We start from the raw sequence: 19,727 nt of genomic DNA on the forward strand, positions 1-19,727 counted from the left end.
TGAGGAATCCCCTAATGATTTTGATAAAAATCATAAATTTAAGGTAGATGCACATCTTGTCATGTGATCAAATGGTTCTGAGAAAAATCAATAACCAGACAACAAGATGTGCGAACTCGATATTTTACACGACTCTCTTTACCAATTCTGCCCTGAATTGCACTTAAAACGACTCAACAGTTTAACGCTGGCTTGCCACGCATTACTTGAATGTAAAACGCTCACTCTTACCGAACTTGGTCGTAACCTGCCAACGAAAGCCAGAACAAAACATAACATCAAACGAATCGACAGATTGTTAGGTAATCGTCACTTGCACAAAGAGCGACTCGCTGTATACCGTTGGCATGCCAGCTTTATCTGTTCAGGTAATTCGATGCCCATTGTTCTTGTTGACTGGTCTGATATTCGTGAGCAAAAACGGCTTATGGTATTGCGGGCTTCGGTGGCACTACATGGTCGTTCTATTACTCTTTATGAGAAAGCCTTTCCGCTTTCAGAGCAATGTTCAAAGAAGGCTCATGACCAATTTCTAGCCGACCTTGCAAGCATTCTACCGAGTAACACTACACCGCTCATTGTCAGTGATGCTGGCTTTAAAGTGCCATGGTATAAATCCGTTGAAAAGCTAGGTTGGTACTGGTTAAGTCGAGTCAGAGGGAAAGTGCAATATGCAGATTTAGGTGCGGAAAACTGGCAACCTATCAGCAACTTACATAGCATATCCTCAAGTCGCTCAAAGACTTTAGGCTATAAGAGGTTGACTAAGAGCAACCCAATTTCATGTCAAATTGCACTGTATAAATCACGTCCTAAAGGCCGAAAAAATCAGCGTTCGACACGGACTAATTGTCATCATCCGTCACCTAAAATCTACTCCGCTTCGACAAAAGAACCATGGGTTTTAGCGACTAACTTGCCCGTTGAAATCCGAACACCAAAGCAACTTGTTAGGCTCTACTCGAAGCGTATGCAAATTGAAGAAACCTTCCGAGACTTGAAAAGCCCAGCCTACGGTTTAGGCCTCCGTCATAGCCGAACTAGCAGCTCAGAGCGCTTTGATATCATGCTGCTAATCGCCCTAATGCTTCAACTGACATTTTGGCTTGCTGGAGTTCATGGTCAGAAACAAGGTTGGGATAAGCACTTCCAAGCTAACACTGTCAAAAATCGAAATGTACTCTCAACAGTGCGCTTAGGGATGGAAGTTTTGCGGCATTCTGGCTACACAATAACGAGGGAAGACTTGCTCGCGGCTGCAACCCTGCTTGCTCAAAATCTATTCAAACATGGTTGTGCTTTGGGGAAATTATGAGGGGATCCCTCAGGGTTTTGTTCTAACTGCAGTGCGGTTTTTTGGCTGTCGTTAACTACCAATGAAAGGAGCAGAATAATAAATAGGATAATAAGTGCGAAAGGGACCGTTTTGATTGTGTAGAGTAGTTTTCTATCCGTAAGCGCATTCATTGCAGTGATCACTCCCTTTGAACACTCTATATCTTCAAACGTATCAATGAATAACGAGTCGCAGATATAATAATATTTTTACTAATTTTTCATAGTTTTAGTGAGCTTTCTATCGAGCAAAGATTATAACGTTACGCATATCACGCTTATATTTTTTTTATTGCGATGCTTTGCAATAGGTCAGAAATAGAGTGTAGACAAAAAGGAATTATTGTTTTTCTGCTTTGATTAAGAATCAAAATTAATGTTCACTGTATGGTGGTGTTTATATTCTATCGGTTGAATTGGAAATCTTCATATTATGAGCATCATATCGTAAATAGGATATTTTCCTGCCACTGTTGTGATGATTCGTTGTTCAAGGAGCTTACTTTGTCATTCTATATCGCGTTGGATTTTGGCGGCAGTTCAGTTAAATGTGCTGTGATGGATCACTGCGCGACGATAATTGAACAATTTCACTTACCAAGTCGTGTTGCTAGCTTCGAGCAATGGTTTGAACACTTTGACCCATATTTCCATCATTATCAAGACAAGTACTCGATCGTCGGAATTGCGATGAGTGCATGTGGCGCAGTGGATGTTGAAACGGGTTTCATTCATGGCAAAAGCTCACTTTACTATCTGCATGGTGTGGACGTAATTTCGCTGTTTACCCGCCGATATCACGTTCCCGTTGAGTTGGAAAATGATGCGTGTTGTGCGGCACTAGCGGAGAAGTTGCTTGGGGTATGTCGAGATTCTGAACATTTTTGTTTAGTGGTGATTGGTTCGGGCGTCGGTGGGGCGATCGTCACCAAAGGGGAGATTCAAAAAGGGCACAGGTTACACGGTGGGGAGTTTGGTTATGCCATTATGGGCTTTGAAAATGGCCGTCCACAGATCTTATCTCATCTAGCATCGACATATGCTTTGGTGGTGAAAGCGGAAAAGGCGTTATCGTTACCACGTCATTCACTAAGTGGTATTAAAGTGTTTGAGTTGTATGATCAAGATAATGAAGTGATTCGATCGGTGGTATCTGATTGGATCAATTATTTGGCGATGGGACTCTATAATTTACATTACACTGTCGACCCAGAATATATTGTATTGGGCGGAGCGATCAGTCAACGAGAAGATTTGGTGGTGCTGCTTGAGCGGAAATTTGACGAATATCTTCAAGCGATGCCTTATTGCCATGTTAAACCAAATGTTATCGCATCACCATTTGGTAATGATGCTAATTTGATCGGCGCCATGGTGCATTTTTCTCAACGACAAGGTGGTCGATTTAGTCAAAATCAATATATCGGAAGTGCCTAATCTAGTAGGGAAGTGTAGGGGAGTGCGTTTTATAGTGATACTAATAGTCGAGAGTAGCAGTCAAAAAAGCCGACATTGATTGTCGGCTCTTTATTAGTTTTGTGCGGCTTTTACACGAATCTTGCTCTTAGCAACTTCTTTTAAGTTTAGCTTCTCAAGTGCTTCGTTTGCTTCTTCATCATTTGGCATCTCAACAAAGGCAAAACCCTTTGATTGGCCTGATACTTGGTCTAACACCAAAGTACATTCACGAACTTCGCCAAACTGAGCAAACAGTTTGCGAATGTCTTGTTCAGTCGTCGCACGAGCGAGGTTACGAACGAGTAATTTCATAGTAAATCATCATTTATGAGGAAGGTGCTTTGATTGTACAGACTAGCGGTCAAAAACCAAGATAAAACCAAGACATTGGCACTATTTCTGTACTTTGGCGGAAGTGGAGAAAGAAACGCCGGATTGATCAGTTAAATAGTAACCAATCCGGTGTCGTAAGACGGCAGGTTATAGGATAGTCGCATTCTCGTCGTAAATGGTGACACGATTTCGACCATCACGTTTTGATTGGTATAAGGCGTGATCGGCACGTTTATAGGCTTCATTAAACTCACTATCACGAAGCGTAACACCCCCGACGGAGATGGTTACATCGATACCAGAAATCGCGCTATCCGCTACATGCTCGCGAATAAGTTCAGCTTTATCGTAAAGCATGTCATCGGTCATATCTTTAAATAGCACCACAAACTCTTCGCCCCCCCAGCGCACAGCCGCATCTGTACTGCGAATTTGGCTGGCAATACGGCGAGTCACTTCACTAATGACTTCATCACCTTTTTTGTGACCGTGGGTGTCATTGATGATCTTAAAAAAGTCGATATCAATAATGAGCATTGAGAAGTTATGGGCTCTATTGAGTCTTGGCTCGTAAAAATCTCGGCGATAAAATCCCGTCATTTTGTCGCGTGTAATACGGCGTTGACGGCCTTTAATATAAACCACAATAAAGTGCACTAAAAAGGCGATTAGCAGTGAGGGTGCAAGGGTACGCTGAAGAATATCCCATGCACTGAATCCAACCATAATCGGTTCAGCATCGGTACATGGAATCTCGATCGGCTGTTGGTAGGCTGTTAAAGCCGCACTGGTATTGGCGACCGTAAAATGTTCTTGGTTAAACCGATTGATAACTAGATCGATATAGTCGTTTTTGAGATCGATAGCTAAGAGTGCATTAAGTTTTTGTGCGTTGTAGACCGGATAATAGACAGTGCGTACCCACTGTTCAGTGCCCTCTTCTTGATAAGGTTCAGAGAGCTTGATGTTACAACCATAAAACTGGTCAAAGGTGTTCTCTAATCGCTCAAGTTTAACAATACGCTTCATCACGTCGTCAGATTGGTACGAGCCAAATCGTTCTTGGTACTCTTTACGTAATGGTGAGAAGTGCCCGTAGTTAGCGGGATGCTCAAAAATCGCAATAGTCCAAATATTGTCGTGCGTGATCGGGTCGAGTTGCGAGCGAAGCTTATTGATCCCCGTTGAAAGTACTTTAACGTCACCGGCTTTACTGACCATGATATTGACGCCGTTACGCTCGTATATACCTTTGGCCAAATTGATGGTATCGGTATTGTTATAGTACTGGGCGAAACGACGACTGACAGAATAAATCTGGTTAAAGTCTGTAATTACAGACTTTGACAATTGCTTGAGGTGAACGGCATTAAAAATCGCATACGCAGTGCCCACAAGAATGATCGTCGCCATGAATAGTTTAGCGATAGGGTTAATGTGGTTGCGAAATAGGTCAGATAAGCTTTTATGCATTTGCGTTCTTAATCAAGAATTGAGGCCGAAGTGTAGTTGTTAAGATTATTTATTCAAGTATACATCTTAATCGACACGATAAACATTGCTTGTTTTATTAATCAAAGATAGAACGTCTTGTTATCACTATAAATTTACGCAATGAGTGATTCAGGAAACGATGGCTGATTCGTTTATAATATTGTCAAAATTTGATAACTAGAATAACCAGACGTCAGTGTTTAGCACTCGCAATGTTTCTTGCGCAAATTTTTGACTACTTATTGTGGTAGGTATCAGTCCGTGACTCAAAGCGTGTTTAGAAAGTGATTAGTGAGTGTAGGGCAGAAACAACAAAGCCCACATGAAGTGGGCTTTGTTGTTTGTTCATAAGAACGAATTTGGTGCCCGCTACTGGACTCGAACCAGTGACACCTTGCATGTCATGCAAGTACTCTAACCAACTGAGCTAAGCGGGCAAATTGTATTGTTCAACTTTCTTGTTTAAGACAAGAATGGTGCCCGCTACTGGACTCGAACCAGTGACACCTTGCATGTCATGCAAGTACTCTAACCAACTGAGCTAAGCGGGCATTCCTGTGGAACGAGACGAATATTACCCACTGTTTTGGGGCGGTGCAAGGGTAATTTTGAGTAAATTGAACTGTTTGGCGGAGTTATGTGCAGATTGGTTGCGTTTTATTCTTGTAAGGCGGAAAAGTGTGCGCTAGCTCACTCAGTAAATTGAACGAGCCGAGTCGGTTTATAGATATTAGTGTTCATAAGTAAGGAAAATATGGCTGATTTTATTGGCCACGACCATTAAACATCACGATGAAGGTACTAAAAATAATTTTGCTATCCATCATAAACCACGATTTTGTTGAACGCAGTGATAACGCATAGCTGTGATCAAAGCCTACTTTGCGTCTGACATCATCAATGCAAGTGTCGTAGCCTTGGTTGACTTGCGCTAAGCCGGTTATACCCGGCATGACCCCGTAAGTACGGTCGGCGAAATAGGGAATCGCAGTTTCCAGCTCGTTGTAAAAAGTTGGTCGCTCAGGGCGCGGACCAATAAGTGACATTTCTCCGCGTAGTACATTGAACAGTTGCGGTATCTCATCCAGTCGTGTTTTACGTAAAAAGCGTCCAATAGGGGTGATTCTCGGATCATTCTTGGTTGCCCATACTGCGCCAGTTCGAGTTTCAGCATCTTGATACATGGTGCGAAACTTAATAATGTAGAACAACTCCATTTGTGCTGGTGTCGATTTGCCGACCCGCAGTTGGTGATAAAACACGGGCCCAGTGGAAGTGAGTTTAATCGCCAATGCAATAAACGGCAGTATAGGTGCAAGGAGCAACAACGCAAAACAAGCACCGAAGAGGTCAAACAAGCGCTTAGCGAGCCAAGTTGGGTAATTAGCAGTGATGTGCGGCATGTCAGACTCCTTATACTCGTTTCCAGCGTCCATTTTCTAGTCCGAAGATGTAGCGCAGTCCACCATAGAGATTGGCAAAGTGCCCCGCGACAAAATAGGCGAGAAATTGGCAGTATTTGTTGGATATATGCTGAGGAAAACGGATACCAAATAGCGCAATGGCATAGAGCAGTATCTGTGCGAGGGCGAATAAGGCAAACATAGGTTGTGTAGCGAGCAATACCGAGGTAACGAAGCAAGTGATCATTAAGTAAGGAGTCAGTAATCTCAGTCCTTTTCCTGAGGCAAACGCAAATGCAATGGCGCGATAGCGTGGCATAAATAGCCCCGCGAGATGAATGGCTTGTTGCATGTTGCCCGCCGAAATACGCAGGCGACGTTGGTAGTCTTTATTCGCACTCGAGGTCTCTTGCTCAATCGCTACCACGTTAGGCTCATAGATCGCTTTGTACCCTAAGCGAACAATTTCCATTGGCAGAATAAAATCATCATTGATGGTGTTATCGGCGAGTGGTTGAAATAGATGAGTTCGGAATAAATAAAATGCACCGTGTGCACCAATGTTCGCGCCTAGGTTGGCTTCACCAAGCTGAACCATACTTTGGTAGCGCCAATATTTATCTTCACTGGGATTGATTGAAGCGAGCAGCTGATATTGGCTATTGAGCACGCCGACATTCGTATCGTGAAAATGATGATCGGCCAGCAGGAGCGCGTCAATCGAGATTAACGCAGAAACATCGCTTAGCGCGGTGATATCACTGATTATGTTCGGCATTAGGTGATTGATGAGGGCCACTTTACCGCGGTTGTGTGTGAAGTTGATGATTTCAAAGTGCGTTTCGCTACAGATGGCTTCTTGAATGGTTTCTTCGGCAATAGCTACGGTGTTGTCTGTGCAGCCGTCACAAGCGATGATGACGTTATAGCGCTCACGTGGATAGTCGAGACAGGCAAGGTTGCGAATTTTATCGGCAATCCAGTGTTGTTCATTATAAGCGGGTACAATTATGGTAATGGTCGCTCGAGCGCGATCGGCACGCGAAGGTTGATAGTAACGTAATGGGGTGTTGAACTGACGAGCGGTTTCATTTCTGGCATACCAACGCAGCAATAGCGGATAGCCGAAGTGATGATAAATCACTAAGCTCGCACTGAGAAAAAATAGCGCAATGAGTAGAGTATTGAGCATATTAACGAACCTCCACTGACAAGTTTTGATAAGCCGCGACCATCGTTTGAATATTATTATTATTGAGTACAAATCGACGAGGGCTCACAGATTTTATGTCGGCTAAGGTAGACAACGTTTGTCTTGCGAGCGCTTGTGGTTTTTCGACCTCAAATAAAGCGCCGCTGTGAGGACAAATGGTTTCTTCGACTGACCCGACTTGGCTTGCAATCGTGACAATGTCACATGCTTGTGCTTCTAAAGTGGAAAGTGGGAAGCCTTCGTGACGTGATGGTAAGCAGAACATATCGAGTGATTGATAGAAACGTGGCATATCCTCTACCAAACCTAGCCAATGTATGCGATCTGCCACATTGAGTTGCTGGGCAAGGTTTTTGAGTTTTTCAGCTTGAGAGCCTATACCGGCAATGGCGATAGAGATGTTTCGCGGCAGAAGGGTGAGTGCCTTTATCAATATGTCGTGTCCTTTGACGTATTCCAATCGTCCTGCGCTGCCAATAATCGTATCTGCCAAAGGTAGCCCCAATTTTTGTCGCGCTAAAGTCAGGCTTGCGGGTTTGAAGCGCTGGCAATCAATCCCATTTTTGATCACGGTAATATCGGGGTAATTGAATTGACGGCTTAGGCCTGCACTAACACGGTCTGCATCGGCAACTAAACGTGGTTTTGCCATATTTAAGGCGAGGCGCTGTAGGCGAGCGCTGCTACGATTTGATAGATGCCATATGTCATGCTCGGTATGAATATGGCAAGAGATGCGAGCGATTTTTGCTGCTGCGCCACCATACAGTAACGGGCCAATATGATGGGTGTGGAGCACCTGTGGTTTCAATAACTTCAATAGTTTCGCCAGTACGAGCAGTGTTGACAGTTGCACGCCATGAGGTTTATTGAGAAAAATAAGGTGATTCTTAAATGGCATTAGTCTTGGCCAGCGTTGAATTGCTCTGGAAAGGCTACCTTCCAAGCTAACAATCAAAATGCGATGTTGCTTGTCGGCATGGCGTAACATTTCAAGAACTAACGTCTCAATACCACCGGGCGCAAGATGTTGCACGACATGAACAGTTAATTTTGGCTGTGCTTGTTTTGCATCATTCTTATTCATGTTTTACCACCGTATTAATCAACGTATATGGTTGCTGCATCTTCTGTGCCATAATTTAACGTCAATAAAAACAATTATTTATGTAATTTATTGTAGGGTGTTTATCGGTGGTGTTATTTTGAGAATCGTAATGCAATTTTAGGAATGGTTGTCAGTACTGGTGCATGCGTTATCGCCTCTACTTGCTCAGATCTACGCAGAGATGAATCAAATAATTCGAAAAGGTAAGCCATCCCTACACCAAGCCCGATACCAGCTATCAAGCCAGCAAGAATGTAAATCAGAGTCGGTAAATTCGCAGGAGCGCTTGGGGTATAGGGTAGGTCGATAATTTTGACACGTTTGTTTTCCTCAAATACCCCAAGAGAGCCTGTTAATTGCGCCATTTCATAACGTTGCAATAACTCGTCATACAGTTGGCGCTTGATCTGAGCATCCCGTTTCAAACGGTACATCTGTTGTGCTGTGTCCCCAAAGTTTTGGGCTTGTTCTTCAATGGCTGTAATCATTGACTCAAGACTTTTGGTTTCTTCTGTCAAAGACTCATAGCGACTGCGTACAAGTTGTAAGCTATGAAGTTGGGTGACCAATAAGGGTTGAATGTTATTAATATCAGAGAGGGTGTTGCTGCTGGCGATATCCCAAAGTTGATCACTGGTGACATTGGGTTGTTCAACTTCTAACAATAAGTTGCGTTCACTCTCCAAGCGCTTTAGTTCTCTTTTTTTGGCTTGTACGGAGCTGTGGTTATCGGTGTACTTAGCTTGGAGTAAAGTCAGTGCGCTGCGAATTTCGATGATTTGATCTTCAATGCGGCCAATAACAGGATTTGTCTTGGACAACTGCTGATCGAGCGAGCCTAAGCTTTTTTCCACCCCTGCCAGTTCAGCTTGCTTCTCCGCTAGGTTTTGTTTGAGCGTCGCCAGCTGGGTGAGGCTTTGGTTTTGCATTTCAGGAGTTACAGCAAGGTTTTTGTTTCGGTACTCGGCCAGTGCATTTTCGGCTTGGTCCAACTCACTACGGCGTTTTTCAATGTGAATGGTTAAGAACTCACTTGAGTCACGAATAGAAGAGCGCTCAGGCGCGAGCAGCTGTTCAATAAAGTGCTCACTGATTGAGGTTAACAAGGAAGCCATACCATCTGGTTTCTCGGCTGTTAACTCTATCTGCAAGAAATCTTTGCCAGGTTGATTGACAGAGAGGTTGGCGGATAAACGCTGGATAATGCGTTCTTGTTGTAATGTACTCATATCAGGAGTGATCAGGCCTTGATCAGCCGCGACGGATTGGAGAACGTGGCGACTTTTTAACAGGGTGCTTAGCGCATTTAATCTTTCTTTCAACATGGTTGAAACAGCAATATCCTCCAAAAATGGGTTCATTTTTGCCGTTTCTTGGATAAGCATACTGGTGTGTGAGACATACACCGTTGGGGCAAGTTTAGCGACCATTAAACCAACAAAAGGTAAGATTAATGTCGGTAACACGATAACGTAACGTTGCCGCCACGCTGCATTTAATATCTCCGCAATACGTAGCGTTATGCTGCTCATAGCGTATCCAGTAGTGAGCGAACAAATTGACTACGTGCTTGCCAACTATCATCGGCGACAATGTCTGCTGAATGCTTGGGTTCATAGTTGGTCATTTTAAGCGCTTCGCTCATTTCATGCGCGCTCTCGACAACGTTGACGTACTTACTATATCGCTCTAATGCAGGAAAAGGTGTAGCGACAATAGGTGCACCAGCGGCGAGGTATTCAAGCAGTTTTAGAGGATTACATGCTTGGATTTGCTTATTAGATTTGAAGGGTAACAAGCTGGCCTGCCAGTGCTGGCTGTAGCAAGGGAGTTGGTTGTGTGGTCTAGGACCTAAATAATGGATATTGGCCAACTTTGGTAGTGGGTTATAAGGCATTTCATTTGGTCCAATAAAAAGAAAGTCCCAGCCCGGCAGATTTAATGCGACAAAATTGATCAAATCATAATCTAACCAGTTTGATAGGCTGCCATAAAAGCCTGCGATAGGTTTGCCGTTTTGCGGAAAGTCCACCGCAATTGGCGCTGGTTGGCTAAATAGGTCGACATCCACTCCGTGTGGCAGCAACAAGGTTTTGTTATGCGGAAACTTCGCGCAGATTGCTTCACTTGCCCCCAGAACAAGGTTGGCTTTTTTAACCATCTTCTCTTCATGTTCGGCAACCACGTGATGGTCAACACCTGACAACGCTGAAAAATCATCACCACAGTAGTAGATCACCCCTGATTCATTGAGATGCCCGCAAAGATCGGCTGCGGTGGGTAATGAACTCCATAAAATCGGTTTCTCAATATGATGTTCAGCTAAGATCGGAAGAAGTTGATTCAACATCATCGTCTTCGCGAGCTGGCGACTAATATGACTGCTGGGAGCAGGTATGGTACGCAAGTTTACAATATGAACATTATCAGGCACTTGAGAAGGGGTACTAAAGCCTTGTTTGGGCTGTCCAATCAGCTTAGATACTGCACGACGGCAATCATTGGCGTTTAGTTTAGGTTGACGTAAGCCTATTGAATTGACCCAGATGATCTTTCTCATTTTAGGTAGGTGTCGGATTAAGTGTTGAGTGCTTGATGGCAGACCACCAAAATCTTCACCAAAAACAATCATATCACGCATAGTCTTGCTCCTTTAAATGGCGGACGACTCGCGCCGGATTACCGACAGCAACAACAAAATCTGGGAGATCATGGGTCACGACACTGCCGGTTCCGACTATCGTGCCTTCGCCGATGGTGACATTGGGGCAGATGGTCACATTGGTGCCAATCCATGCATTCTGTTTGATGAGGATATCGCCAACGTTAGCGTCATCATCAGGGGATCCTTGAGCGCGCAGTCGGGGATTAAGAGAATGACCTGAATAGCCGAAGATGAATGCACCTGAGGCAATGCGTACGTTGTCTTCAATGACGATTGTTTTTCCGACCGCTATTGTGCTTTGCCACCCCACATCGACATTGTTACCAATCAGTAGTTCGGGTTGACCGCTTTGTACTCGGCCAGAGAATGTTGTGTGGCCGGAAATTCGACACTGATGGCCAATCCGTAACGTGAGGGGGCCTGAAACAAAAGGTATTCCGCCGTAGAGATAAAGCTGTTTACCACATTGTGTGGTTCGGCCTTTGAATGCTGGCGTATAAACAAACAGACGCAATATGGTTTGGCTGACTAAGGAAAAGAATTGCACTAAATGAAACATAGCTACATTAAACCAACGTGGCGTAGGAACGCCGGTTGCGCGAGCCTGTTTTAGCCACTCAAACAGTCTTTGATAGCGTGGGTTTGGGTGAGTTTGTAGCCAAATTTTGAGTGACGCAACTGACATAAGCACCTCGTTATAAAACATTGCTTTCATTAACAATTCATATTATGTGCCAAAGATTAATTGCTTATAAATCATCATGTTGAATTGTTGTTGTGCTTTGTCGTGATTTGATTTTCATTTTGAAAATCATTTTGAATAATACGATGACACGCAATAGATAGACCCGCTAGGATATAGATTGGCCAATTGAAGCCCTGGGTTAAAAAGGTTCCCGAAACGATGGTGCCGACTAAGCTGGCATAGACGGCAAAGGCGGATGCGTACACATAAGGAGAGAAGGTATGTTGGCTTTCTTTTAGTGCTTTTAAATTTTTTCGGCTGGTATTGATTACTGTGACAATGATACCGATAAACACGAATAATCCCACGAAGCCAGATTCCGCAAGAACACCAAACCAAGTACTGTGCACGGCATGATTTAACCCATCCCAGTGTGAGGAGTAATAAAAGTAATTGAAATAAAAATTGTCGATGCCAACTCCGGTTAATGGTCGATCTAACGCCATCTTAAATGCGGCTTCCCAGGCATATAGGCGACCCATTGCGGACTCATCCACACCTACTTCAGCACTACCACCTGATTTTCTGTCGGAAATCCCCGCCATGTAAAAAAGTGCGATGAAGGCGATGACGCCAAGTAATGCAAGTAAGAACTTGGAGCGTATATGTTTTAAACCGAAAACGCCCAAAATTGAGATACACCCAAGCAAACCGCCACGACTTTGGGTCTCAATCACAGCGTAAAAAGCTGCCACCGTACACAACGCACCAAGCAGTCGAACCCAGCCGAGATTTTTAGTCATCATTAGACTTAGAGAAAACGCTAAAGGAAACATTAATACCAATGAAAGGTCATTAGGATCACCCAACATAGATCCTAAATCTCGACCAATAGTGACTCGAGTGCCTTCAACCAGACCAACGCCACCAAAGGCGTTATTAATAGCAACGCCGGCAATCATCAAACCTGCTAATACTATCATGATGGCCATGCGCTTCAGGCTTAATTCACTGGAGATTAGCCATGAAATAGCCAGCGTCATGACAATGATTTTCCAATAAACATTTTTGAAATATTCAAAGGCAACTCCGCGATTTGAAGCGAAGACGATACCAATAAAAATGAGTGCCCAGAAGGCGATTAACCACCCAAGGCAAGGGTGCCAAAAAGGTTTGATTTGTTTGCTGACGAAAATGTGAAAACACAGTGCACCTAGTGCGCCCAAAGAGAGCAGTAGCGGGACGCGTAAGTTATAGATTACTGGGAATGCCTCATGAATGCGAAAAAAAGAGAACAGCACAAACAAGCTCACCATCCAAAAGGTTTGGTTGAGGACAAATAAAGCGCCAAGGGGCAGTAGCCCTAGCGCAATAATAAAGGCAGGACTCGGATTGGTCAGCCACGCGATTGATAAGATCAGGCAAACAACCAATAAGGTGACCAAATTAGGCATCGGTAGGGTTTTATTCATACGCGAAATCTCTGCCACGCAAGTTTTACCGCGTGATAGGGTAGATTAATGACACCGAGTTGCTGCACGGCGAGCAATAAAATTGCGGGTTGAACCAAGGCAAGGATAAACATCAATGTCGTTGGAATATCAGCAAAGGCGCTAATCAGAAAAAATGAAGTAATTAGAATTACGATACTTAGCGCGGGATGATAAGGCAGTGGTGCGCAGTATTGACTGAGGAGAAAAACAGCGATAAAACGACTCAGTTGCGCGAGTGTGACCATTGTGACAATGAGCCAAATTGAACGATAGTCCAATACGAACATGATGACAAAAAGTATCAGCAATGTAGTCACGGTGATGATGAGATTAATGAGCAGTAAACGGCGAGTTTGCTGGCTTTTAAGTAAGCCGATATTGACGATTTCAACTAACTCTTTATACAACATGGCCGCGACAGTCATCACGATTAAATAGACCGCCAGTGAATATTGGCTAGGCAAATAGAGAGTGATAAAACATTTTGCTAGCCACACTATGCCAAGTGACACTAAGCAGGCATAAACAATCCCGGCCTGACTATTTCGTGCTGTTTTTTTTGCGCCTTGTGTTTGCCAGCACTCAAACCGTTTTGGCATCCACCACATATGAAACGGCTGCAACAAAATTCCAACGGCCAGGGCAAATTTAAGTGCAATGGCATATTGCCCCAGCAACTCCAGATTGAGTGTTTGTGCCACAATCCATCGTTCACCACCGTTTAGACCGAAGGCAATCAAAGCGGAGCCCATAATTGGCAAGCAATAGCGTAAGTAATGAGCAATTTGTGCGGGTGTGAGCAGTTTAAAGTGGAAACGATGGTAGCAGTGCAAAAGAAGACACTGCAGTAATGCCGTTGCAACACCGACACAAAAGACGGCGGTGACACTTGGATAAAAACGGACGACCAATAAAATTAAGCTGACTTGGCAGGTTACACTAACCACGCTAAGTTTGAAAAATACCTCGGCTCGACCCTGTAATCTTAACCACGCCAAACTGATGGCTAGAGCGCTTTCCAATACCACCGCAGTTGCAATCAATATCCATTGCATCGGTGTGAAAGATTGAAAGAGGGTGAGTGAGGGCGCAAACAGTTGGAGCCCTTTATAGAGGCCAAATAATATCGTCACGACGAGCAACGAGATGCAAATCGCCGTTATGTAGAGCCGATTGGTTTGTTCACGTTGCTGATGTTTGTCTTCCGCCGTCGCGATGAATCGATACAAACTTTCATGCATGGAGAGCGAAGCGAGCAAAGTAAACAACACTGTGCTGGTGGCAAGTAACTCAAGTTGGCCAATTTGTTCAACCGATAAGTAGTGGGTCATAAATGGCAGAGTGATGAGTGAGGCGCCTTTCATCATCAGTAGTGCTGAACCGTAAAGGAGCATTTCTTTCCATGCACCCATTCTCGTTGTTTTGTTAGCGTGTTGTCCTGATGGTGGTGTCACACGTGGGCTACTCATAATCTAGCCATGCGGACTCGGCTAATTCGTTGTCGGCTAACTGACCACTCACGCCTGCAACGATCTGTGAATAGGTCTTATGGGCGCGATAGCGTTGGGCGACTTGAATGCCATTTTGTTGGGTTGCCTGCAATAAGTGTTGGTCTGCATAGACCGAGAGAATGGCTTGCCTTAGCGCAAACGGATCGCCAGCTTTGTATTTGATGCAGTTAACCTTATCGGTTAACTGTAAATCCCAATAGCTACCGTCTTGGGGGATGATGACGCACATTCCCGCTGCAAGCGATTCCAAAATCGATAGGCCAAAGGGCTCTTTGGTGCTGGTCGAAATGAAAATATTACATCCGCGACGAATGTCATCGAGATTGTTGGGGTCTTGATACCATTTTGTATGCCTTAGAGCGATGGGGGCACTCGAGACCTCCAACATGATCTCTTTAGGTTGGATAAAACAGATATGGCTTTTCACGGCATGAGTGGCATGCAATTGACGGAGTGTATCGACAAATAGATCGAGCCCTTTCCATTTTAGCGTTGAAGCGCACCAGAAGCAGGTTGGGATCTGAGCCATCGTTTTGGAAGGCCAATTCTCTTTGGCAAGACCGTTGACGAAAGTGTGGAAATGATTCGACTTGATGTGAAATAGCGTTACGGCATCGACATCTTCGATATTTGTATGATGACGGATATAACATTGCAAGGCGTTCACCATGCTTTGATGCGCTGAGGGTAAATAGAAAATCTGTTGTGCTCGCGTTAAGCACCAACCAATTGAGCGTGAAGTGGCTACGTTGCCATGGATGAGTTGAACAATCGAAAAACGATGCACTAATTGCGTAAGATAAATCGCCATATCAATGCCGGGACCTGACGCCCCTATAACATGGTCGACTTTAGGCAGTCGAATGCAATAACAGAGCAGTGCTAAAGCGAAGTAAAATTGATTGAGCCAATAGAATAGACCTGAATATTGTCTACTTACCCATGGAAGTGCGATCAAAGGTAGCACGTTAACGCGATGTTGATTCGCAAACATGCTGTTTTGCCAGAAGTCGCGATCAACGGTCAGAACCGTAAAAGTGACTTGTTGGCGATCACATTGCCTTAAGGCTTCACTCGTGGCGATTTTTGAACCGCCCTTAAACGGAATAGGGTCAAATATCACGTTATGAATCATAGTCATAGATAACTCCTATTTATTGCGGCTAGAAAGTGACTTGTGACGATTAGAAAACGCCGTTTTCAAAGGCTTAAAGCTATTCAGTAGAGAAGGTCGGCTAGGTTGTTGCTGCTCAAGCAAGCTCTGATAGAGCGCACAAATATCATCGACATAACGCTGATGATTAAAATGGTCGCAGACGACTTGATAAGCTCGTTTAGTTAGTTCAAGACACTCAGTGGGATGAGAGTGAATACAACGCATCATATTGAGTAATGGCGCGTAACCATTATTGACGTAAAGCAGCGCCGTTTCGCCATGTTGAACTATCTCGGGTATCCCACCTTCATATGGGGCGATAATAGGGGTTTTAGCAATAGCCGCTTCAGTGACAACCAAACCAAAGGCTTCTTGGCGGGCACCACTAACAAACGCATCAGATCCCTTTAGCCAACCAACCACATTGTGTTGTTCGCCAACGAAATGGACATGCGCGGTTAAATGCATGTCATGGGTTAGTTGAATCAGTTGCTGCTTTTGCTCACCTTCACCAATCACGACCAGATGGCTATTCGGATATTCTAAGGTGAGGTAACGGAGTGCTTGAATGATACGGTCGACGCCTTTTCGCTCAATGAGCGAACCGACCGTGGTAAAAATTTTTGTGTCTGGATTTAAACTAAGATGTTGATGAATATCCACCGTCTTTTGCTGCTGTAAGGCGCCGATGTTGATGCCGTTGTGTATGACCGACAATTGATCGGTTGGGTAACCGTCAAGGCGTAAATTTTGAGATATGGCATTGCTGGCGGTGATGATATGGGGTGACATGTGCAGGCCGAGCGTGACGCGGTCACGGCTTAAGTAGTCACTGTGTAAATGGGTGACCATTGGGCAATGGCATAACCGCGCTGCGACAGCCATCCACTGGCACGGCGCGCCACTATTGATGTGTACCAACGCGATATTGCGCTGCTTGACCATTCGCTGTCCTTTTTTGACCAACGACGCCCAGCTTTTTAAGTCAAAGGTTGGCTCCTGCCACCCGAGTAGCAAAGTAAAATCATCCAATTGGTATTCAATGTTTTGCGCATCTAGAAAGGGCAACAGTGCCGGGTTATTTGTCCACACGATGGGTTCAAAGCGCTGGCGATCGAGATTGAGAATAAGGTCGAGCAGACACTGCTCACTGCCTCGAATCCAGTTATCACCATAATGAACATATAAGATTTTTGTTATATCAGTCATCCGCTAGCCCGCCACATTGTTGTTATCATAGTGGTAATAGAGCAATCTAGATGCCAATAGCTTTGTCAGTGTAAGTGCTTGAAATTTAGTTCAAATAAATGGAGTGGTGCGATATTAAACGTTTAGTTCGCAATTTGAGAATCAAACTGAGTTGAAACAGCATGGTAGATTTTTAGCAATTTGGGAATGACCGCTTGCTGAGAGTAATGTTGATGAATGGTGTTGGTGGCATTGACACGCATTGCTAACTGTCCCTCATCGCTAAGAGATTGCCACTGCTGCAATTGCTGGCTGAAAGTGGCTTCTTCGTAGGCTAACCAGCCGTTTTCGCCATTAATAATTAAGTTAGGCAGTTCACCTACTCGGCTAGCGATGATGACAATACCGCGAGCCATTGCTTCTAGAGCGACCATAGGTAATCCTTCAAATTCAGAGCAAATCACCAATACAGAGATGGTTGGCCAGACAGTATCCATTTCACTTTGATGGCCGTGGCAGTGAACGTTTTTACCTGCAATGGTGTCGATTTGTTGTTTGAGAGGGCCGGTGCCATAAATATCAAAGTGGAGTGAAGGGAAATTAGTGGCCAAACGACAAAATCGGTCGGGTGCTTTTTCTGAACTTAATCGGCCAACGAAAGCGATGGATTGGCCATGTTGAAAAGAGATGGATTGGCAGTCAATAAAGTTATTGAGGTAGTGGCTGCTAGTCGGAATTTTATTGGCGATGGCGTGGCTAACGACTAACGATTGGTCAGATACAAAGGCACTGATGCGATCGAGCCAATCATAGAGTTTGACTCGGCCGCTTGGGTTTTCACCGGCATGGTAGGTGGATATTTGAGGGCTGCGAGTGAGTAACTTAGCGATTTTGCTTAGGATACTCGCACGATAACCATGGGCATGAACCAGTAATGGGCGTTGTTGTTTGAGTAGGTGAATAAGATTGGAAAGCGCGCTTAGATGACTTGCTGGGGCATCATCACCGCCGAGATAATCATAGTCTATTCCTAGTGTTTTTAGCTTTGTGCAGATAGGTGACGGCGATGAATAGCGGCTCACCAGCCAAACTTTTACCGCTTGTTGATGGGCGATTAGCCCTTGAGCCAGTTGCAAAACGTGGGTTTCGATGCCGCCAAACTGGCGGCTATCGACTATTAACCAAATCTCATTGGACGAAGTTTTGTTCATCTTCTGTTTCCCAAGCCTGTTTTTTACGGTAAACCGTAGAAGGGCTCAGTTCGAGTAGTACTGCTGCATTGAGCACGTTGCCATCACACAGTTCAATCGCTTGCTGAATGGCTTCACGTTCAATCTGCCACATAGGGCGAATGGTCGACTCACTGACATTGGAACTCTCGCTTTGTGACGTGGCGGTGTGATTCGTTTCATTCACAATATGCTCTTGAGCGGCAGGGGAAGGGTGATTATCGATACTGGCCGTTCGCGTTACGCTGGCAGCTTTTCGTAATTGCACCACTTGTGTCGGTAAGTGCTCCACCGCTAAACGCTCATCGTTATTGAGCACGACAATATTACGCAGTATGTTCTGTAATTGACGCACGTTACCTGGCCATGCGTAACGTTTTAAGATCGCTTCTGCGTCTTTATTGATAGTGCGGAATTTTTTCTGGTCTTGCTTCGCGTACAGTTTTAGAAAATGGGTGGCAAGCGTGGCAATGTCACCACCGCGCTCGCGTAGTGGGGGCATTTCAATCGGCACAACATGTACGCGGTAATATAAATCTTCTCTAAATCGGCCTTCTTCAACCTCCACTAGAGGATCGCGGTTGGTCGCACAAATAATGCGAACATCAACCTTTTGTTCCTTGTTGGCACCCAGAGGAGTGAACGTGCCTGTTTGGAGAAAACGCAGCAATTTTTTCTGCATTTCCAAGTCCATTTCGCATAGTTCATCAAGGAACATCGTGCCGCCATTGGCTGCTGTCGCTGCACCTTTTCTATCGGTTGTTGCACCGGTAAATGCCCCTTTTAGATGACCAAAAATCTCACTTTCCATCAAGTCTTTAGGAATTGCGCCACAGTTGATTGCGATAAACGGCTTATCACGGCGCTTACTCTCTTTATGAATCGCTTCAGCGCACACTTCTTTACCGGTACCACTTTCGCCGATAATAAACACGCTGGCGGTGGTTGGGGCTACAGAGTCGATTATTTTATAAACACCTTGCATCGGTAGGCTACTACCAATAAAACCATGGAAGCGTTGGCGATCAAATTTGCTCTCAATGTTTTCAACCAAATCTTCGAGTTTGGCACGTTGAAGGTGCAGATTAATCGATGTTTTCAAACGGTCGGCTTTGATTGGTTTTTCTATAAAATCTTTAGCGCCTTTCTGTAGCAAGTTGACGGCAACATCAACCGAACCGTGCGCGGTCGCGACAATCACAGACGTTGGCACTTGATTTTCAACAATCCAGTCGAGAATGTCTTGGCCATCCATATCAGGTAACTTGAGATCAAGGATCACCAACTGAGGGACGTTGCGCTCAATAAATGCGATCGCTTCACGGCCTGTTTCAACGTGAAAAAGGTCAAAAGGCTCGTCTTTGACATACTGCTGATACAACACTGCCAGTGAGGTCGAATCTTCGATTAAAAGTACTTTTGATTTCATTGGCACTTCCTTGTTGTCACGTCACAA

Annotated in this window: 16 protein-coding genes and 2 tRNA genes; 2 read left to right on the forward strand and 16 right to left on the reverse strand. The window is 44.6% G+C overall.

The features are described from left to right. Window positions 1–106 precede the first annotated feature (106 nt). Together RJD38_RS13640 and RJD38_RS13645 are read left to right on the forward strand one after the other, a co-directional pair. A complete protein-coding gene (locus RJD38_RS13640; protein ID WP_032073033.1) occupies window positions 107–1,315 on the forward strand; it encodes an IS4 family transposase in 1,209 nt (402 codons plus the stop codon). Window positions 1,316–1,839: 524 nt separating this feature from the next. Further along, complete coding sequence (locus tag RJD38_RS13645; protein WP_065545331.1) at window positions 1,840–2,772, forward strand: ROK family protein; 933 nt, start codon at window positions 1,840–1,842, stop codon at window positions 2,770–2,772. Window positions 2,773–2,865: 93 nt separating this feature from the next. On the opposite strand, the gene RJD38_RS13650 is transcribed toward RJD38_RS13645, so the two are convergent. From RJD38_RS13650 to RJD38_RS13725, 16 genes are all read right to left on the reverse strand, one after another. Beyond that, window positions 2,866–3,105: an RNA recognition motif domain-containing protein gene (locus tag RJD38_RS13650; protein ID WP_005599167.1), complete on the reverse strand. Its 240-nt coding sequence runs from the start codon at window positions 3,103–3,105 to the stop codon at window positions 2,866–2,868. Window positions 3,106–3,273: 168 nt separating this feature from the next. Further along, on the reverse strand, window positions 3,274–4,599 hold the full coding sequence (locus RJD38_RS13655) for a GGDEF domain-containing protein (protein ID WP_005599165.1): 1,326 nt from the start codon (window positions 4,597–4,599) through the stop codon (window positions 3,274–3,276). Window positions 4,600–4,980: 381 nt separating this feature from the next. Then, a tRNA-Val gene (locus tag RJD38_RS13660) sits at window positions 4,981–5,057 on the reverse strand. A 37-nt stretch (window positions 5,058–5,094) separates the two neighbouring features. Then, a tRNA-Val gene (locus tag RJD38_RS13665) sits at window positions 5,095–5,171 on the reverse strand. Between the two features lie 213 nt (window positions 5,172–5,384). Continuing rightward, window positions 5,385–6,023 carry a sugar transferase gene (locus RJD38_RS13670; RefSeq protein ID WP_005599163.1) on the reverse strand — a complete coding sequence of 213 codons (639 nt, stop codon included), beginning with the start codon at window positions 6,021–6,023 and terminating at the stop codon, window positions 5,385–5,387. Between the two features lie 10 nt (window positions 6,024–6,033). After that, a complete protein-coding gene (locus RJD38_RS13675; protein WP_065545330.1) occupies window positions 6,034–7,215 on the reverse strand; it encodes a glycosyltransferase family 2 protein in 1,182 nt (393 codons plus the stop codon). 1 nt (window position 7,216) lies between these two features. Next, window positions 7,217–8,323, reverse strand: coding sequence for a glycosyltransferase (locus RJD38_RS13680; RefSeq protein WP_065545329.1), 1,107 nt, complete (start codon window positions 8,321–8,323; stop codon window positions 7,217–7,219). A gap of 113 nt (window positions 8,324–8,436) precedes the next feature. Further along, a complete protein-coding gene (locus RJD38_RS13685; RefSeq protein WP_065545328.1) occupies window positions 8,437–9,876 on the reverse strand; it encodes a GumC family protein in 1,440 nt (479 codons plus the stop codon). Further along, window positions 9,873–10,985 carry a glycosyltransferase family protein gene (locus RJD38_RS13690; protein WP_065545327.1) on the reverse strand — a complete coding sequence of 371 codons (1,113 nt, stop codon included), beginning with the start codon at window positions 10,983–10,985 and terminating at the stop codon, window positions 9,873–9,875. The genes RJD38_RS13685 and RJD38_RS13690 overlap by 4 nt, the downstream gene beginning before the upstream one ends. Continuing rightward, window positions 10,978–11,694, reverse strand: a complete 717-nt coding sequence (locus RJD38_RS13695) for an acyltransferase (protein WP_065545967.1) — start codon at window positions 11,692–11,694, stop codon at window positions 10,978–10,980. The genes RJD38_RS13690 and RJD38_RS13695 overlap by 8 nt, the downstream gene beginning before the upstream one ends. 74 nt (window positions 11,695–11,768) lie before the next feature. Then, on the reverse strand, window positions 11,769–13,166 hold the full coding sequence (locus tag RJD38_RS13700; protein WP_065545326.1) for an O-antigen ligase family protein: 1,398 nt from the start codon (window positions 13,164–13,166) through the stop codon (window positions 11,769–11,771). Beyond that, window positions 13,163–14,656 carry a lipopolysaccharide biosynthesis protein gene (locus RJD38_RS13705; RefSeq protein ID WP_367971363.1) on the reverse strand — a complete coding sequence of 498 codons (1,494 nt, stop codon included), beginning with the start codon at window positions 14,654–14,656 and terminating at the stop codon, window positions 13,163–13,165. Before RJD38_RS13705 ends, RJD38_RS13700 begins: the two co-directional genes overlap by 4 nt. Beyond that, window positions 14,649–15,839, reverse strand: a complete 1,191-nt coding sequence (locus RJD38_RS13710; RefSeq protein ID WP_065545325.1) for a glycosyltransferase family 4 protein — start codon at window positions 15,837–15,839, stop codon at window positions 14,649–14,651. The genes RJD38_RS13705 and RJD38_RS13710 overlap by 8 nt, the downstream gene beginning before the upstream one ends. A gap of 9 nt (window positions 15,840–15,848) precedes the next feature. Further along, on the reverse strand, window positions 15,849–17,063 hold the full coding sequence (locus RJD38_RS13715) for a glycosyltransferase (RefSeq protein WP_005599145.1): 1,215 nt from the start codon (window positions 17,061–17,063) through the stop codon (window positions 15,849–15,851). 122 nt (window positions 17,064–17,185) lie between these two features. Next, a complete protein-coding gene (locus RJD38_RS13720; RefSeq protein WP_065545324.1) occupies window positions 17,186–18,253 on the reverse strand; it encodes a glycosyltransferase family 4 protein in 1,068 nt (355 codons plus the stop codon). Then, window positions 18,231–19,700 carry a sigma-54-dependent transcriptional regulator gene (locus tag RJD38_RS13725; RefSeq protein WP_065545323.1) on the reverse strand — a complete coding sequence of 490 codons (1,470 nt, stop codon included), beginning with the start codon at window positions 19,698–19,700 and terminating at the stop codon, window positions 18,231–18,233. The genes RJD38_RS13720 and RJD38_RS13725 overlap by 23 nt, the downstream gene beginning before the upstream one ends. Window positions 19,701–19,727: the final 27 nt, after the last annotated feature.

Source organism: Vibrio scophthalmi (genome assembly GCF_040869025.1).
Classification (GTDB): Bacteria; Pseudomonadota; Gammaproteobacteria; order Enterobacterales; family Vibrionaceae; genus Vibrio; species Vibrio scophthalmi.

What these genes read in the sequence shown, in the direction of transcription:
- RJD38_RS13640 (WP_032073033.1), top strand. Translation starts at nt 107, where the DNA reads ATGTGCGAACTCGATATTTTACACGACTCTCTTTACCAATTCTGCCCT.
- RJD38_RS13650 (WP_005599167.1), bottom strand. Translation starts at nt 3,105, where the DNA reads ATGAAATTACTCGTTCGTAACCTCGCTCGTGCGACGACTGAACAAGAC.
- RJD38_RS13655 (WP_005599165.1), bottom strand. Translation starts at nt 4,599, where the DNA reads ATGCATAAAAGCTTATCTGACCTATTTCGCAACCACATTAACCCTATC.
- RJD38_RS13670 (WP_005599163.1), bottom strand. Translation starts at nt 6,023, where the DNA reads ATGCCGCACATCACTGCTAATTACCCAACTTGGCTCGCTAAGCGCTTG.
- RJD38_RS13675 (WP_065545330.1), bottom strand. Translation starts at nt 7,215, where the DNA reads ATGCTCAATACTCTACTCATTGCGCTATTTTTTCTCAGTGCGAGCTTA.
- RJD38_RS13680 (WP_065545329.1), bottom strand. Translation starts at nt 8,323, where the DNA reads ATGAATAAGAATGATGCAAAACAAGCACAGCCAAAATTAACTGTTCAT.
- RJD38_RS13685 (WP_065545328.1), bottom strand. Translation starts at nt 9,876, where the DNA reads ATGAGCAGCATAACGCTACGTATTGCGGAGATATTAAATGCAGCGTGG.
- RJD38_RS13690 (WP_065545327.1), bottom strand. Translation starts at nt 10,985, where the DNA reads ATGCGTGATATGATTGTTTTTGGTGAAGATTTTGGTGGTCTGCCATCA.
- RJD38_RS13695 (WP_065545967.1), bottom strand. Translation starts at nt 11,694, where the DNA reads ATGTCAGTTGCGTCACTCAAAATTTGGCTACAAACTCACCCAAACCCA.
- RJD38_RS13700 (WP_065545326.1), bottom strand. Translation starts at nt 13,166, where the DNA reads ATGAATAAAACCCTACCGATGCCTAATTTGGTCACCTTATTGGTTGTT.
- RJD38_RS13705 (WP_367971363.1), bottom strand. Translation starts at nt 14,656, where the DNA reads ATGAGTAGCCCACGTGTGACACCACCATCAGGACAACACGCTAACAAA.
- RJD38_RS13710 (WP_065545325.1), bottom strand. Translation starts at nt 15,839, where the DNA reads ATGACTATGATTCATAACGTGATATTTGACCCTATTCCGTTTAAGGGC.
- RJD38_RS13715 (WP_005599145.1), bottom strand. Translation starts at nt 17,063, where the DNA reads ATGACTGATATAACAAAAATCTTATATGTTCATTATGGTGATAACTGG.
- RJD38_RS13720 (WP_065545324.1), bottom strand. Translation starts at nt 18,253, where the DNA reads ATGAACAAAACTTCGTCCAATGAGATTTGGTTAATAGTCGATAGCCGC.
- RJD38_RS13725 (WP_065545323.1), bottom strand. Translation starts at nt 19,700, where the DNA reads ATGAAATCAAAAGTACTTTTAATCGAAGATTCGACCTCACTGGCAGTG.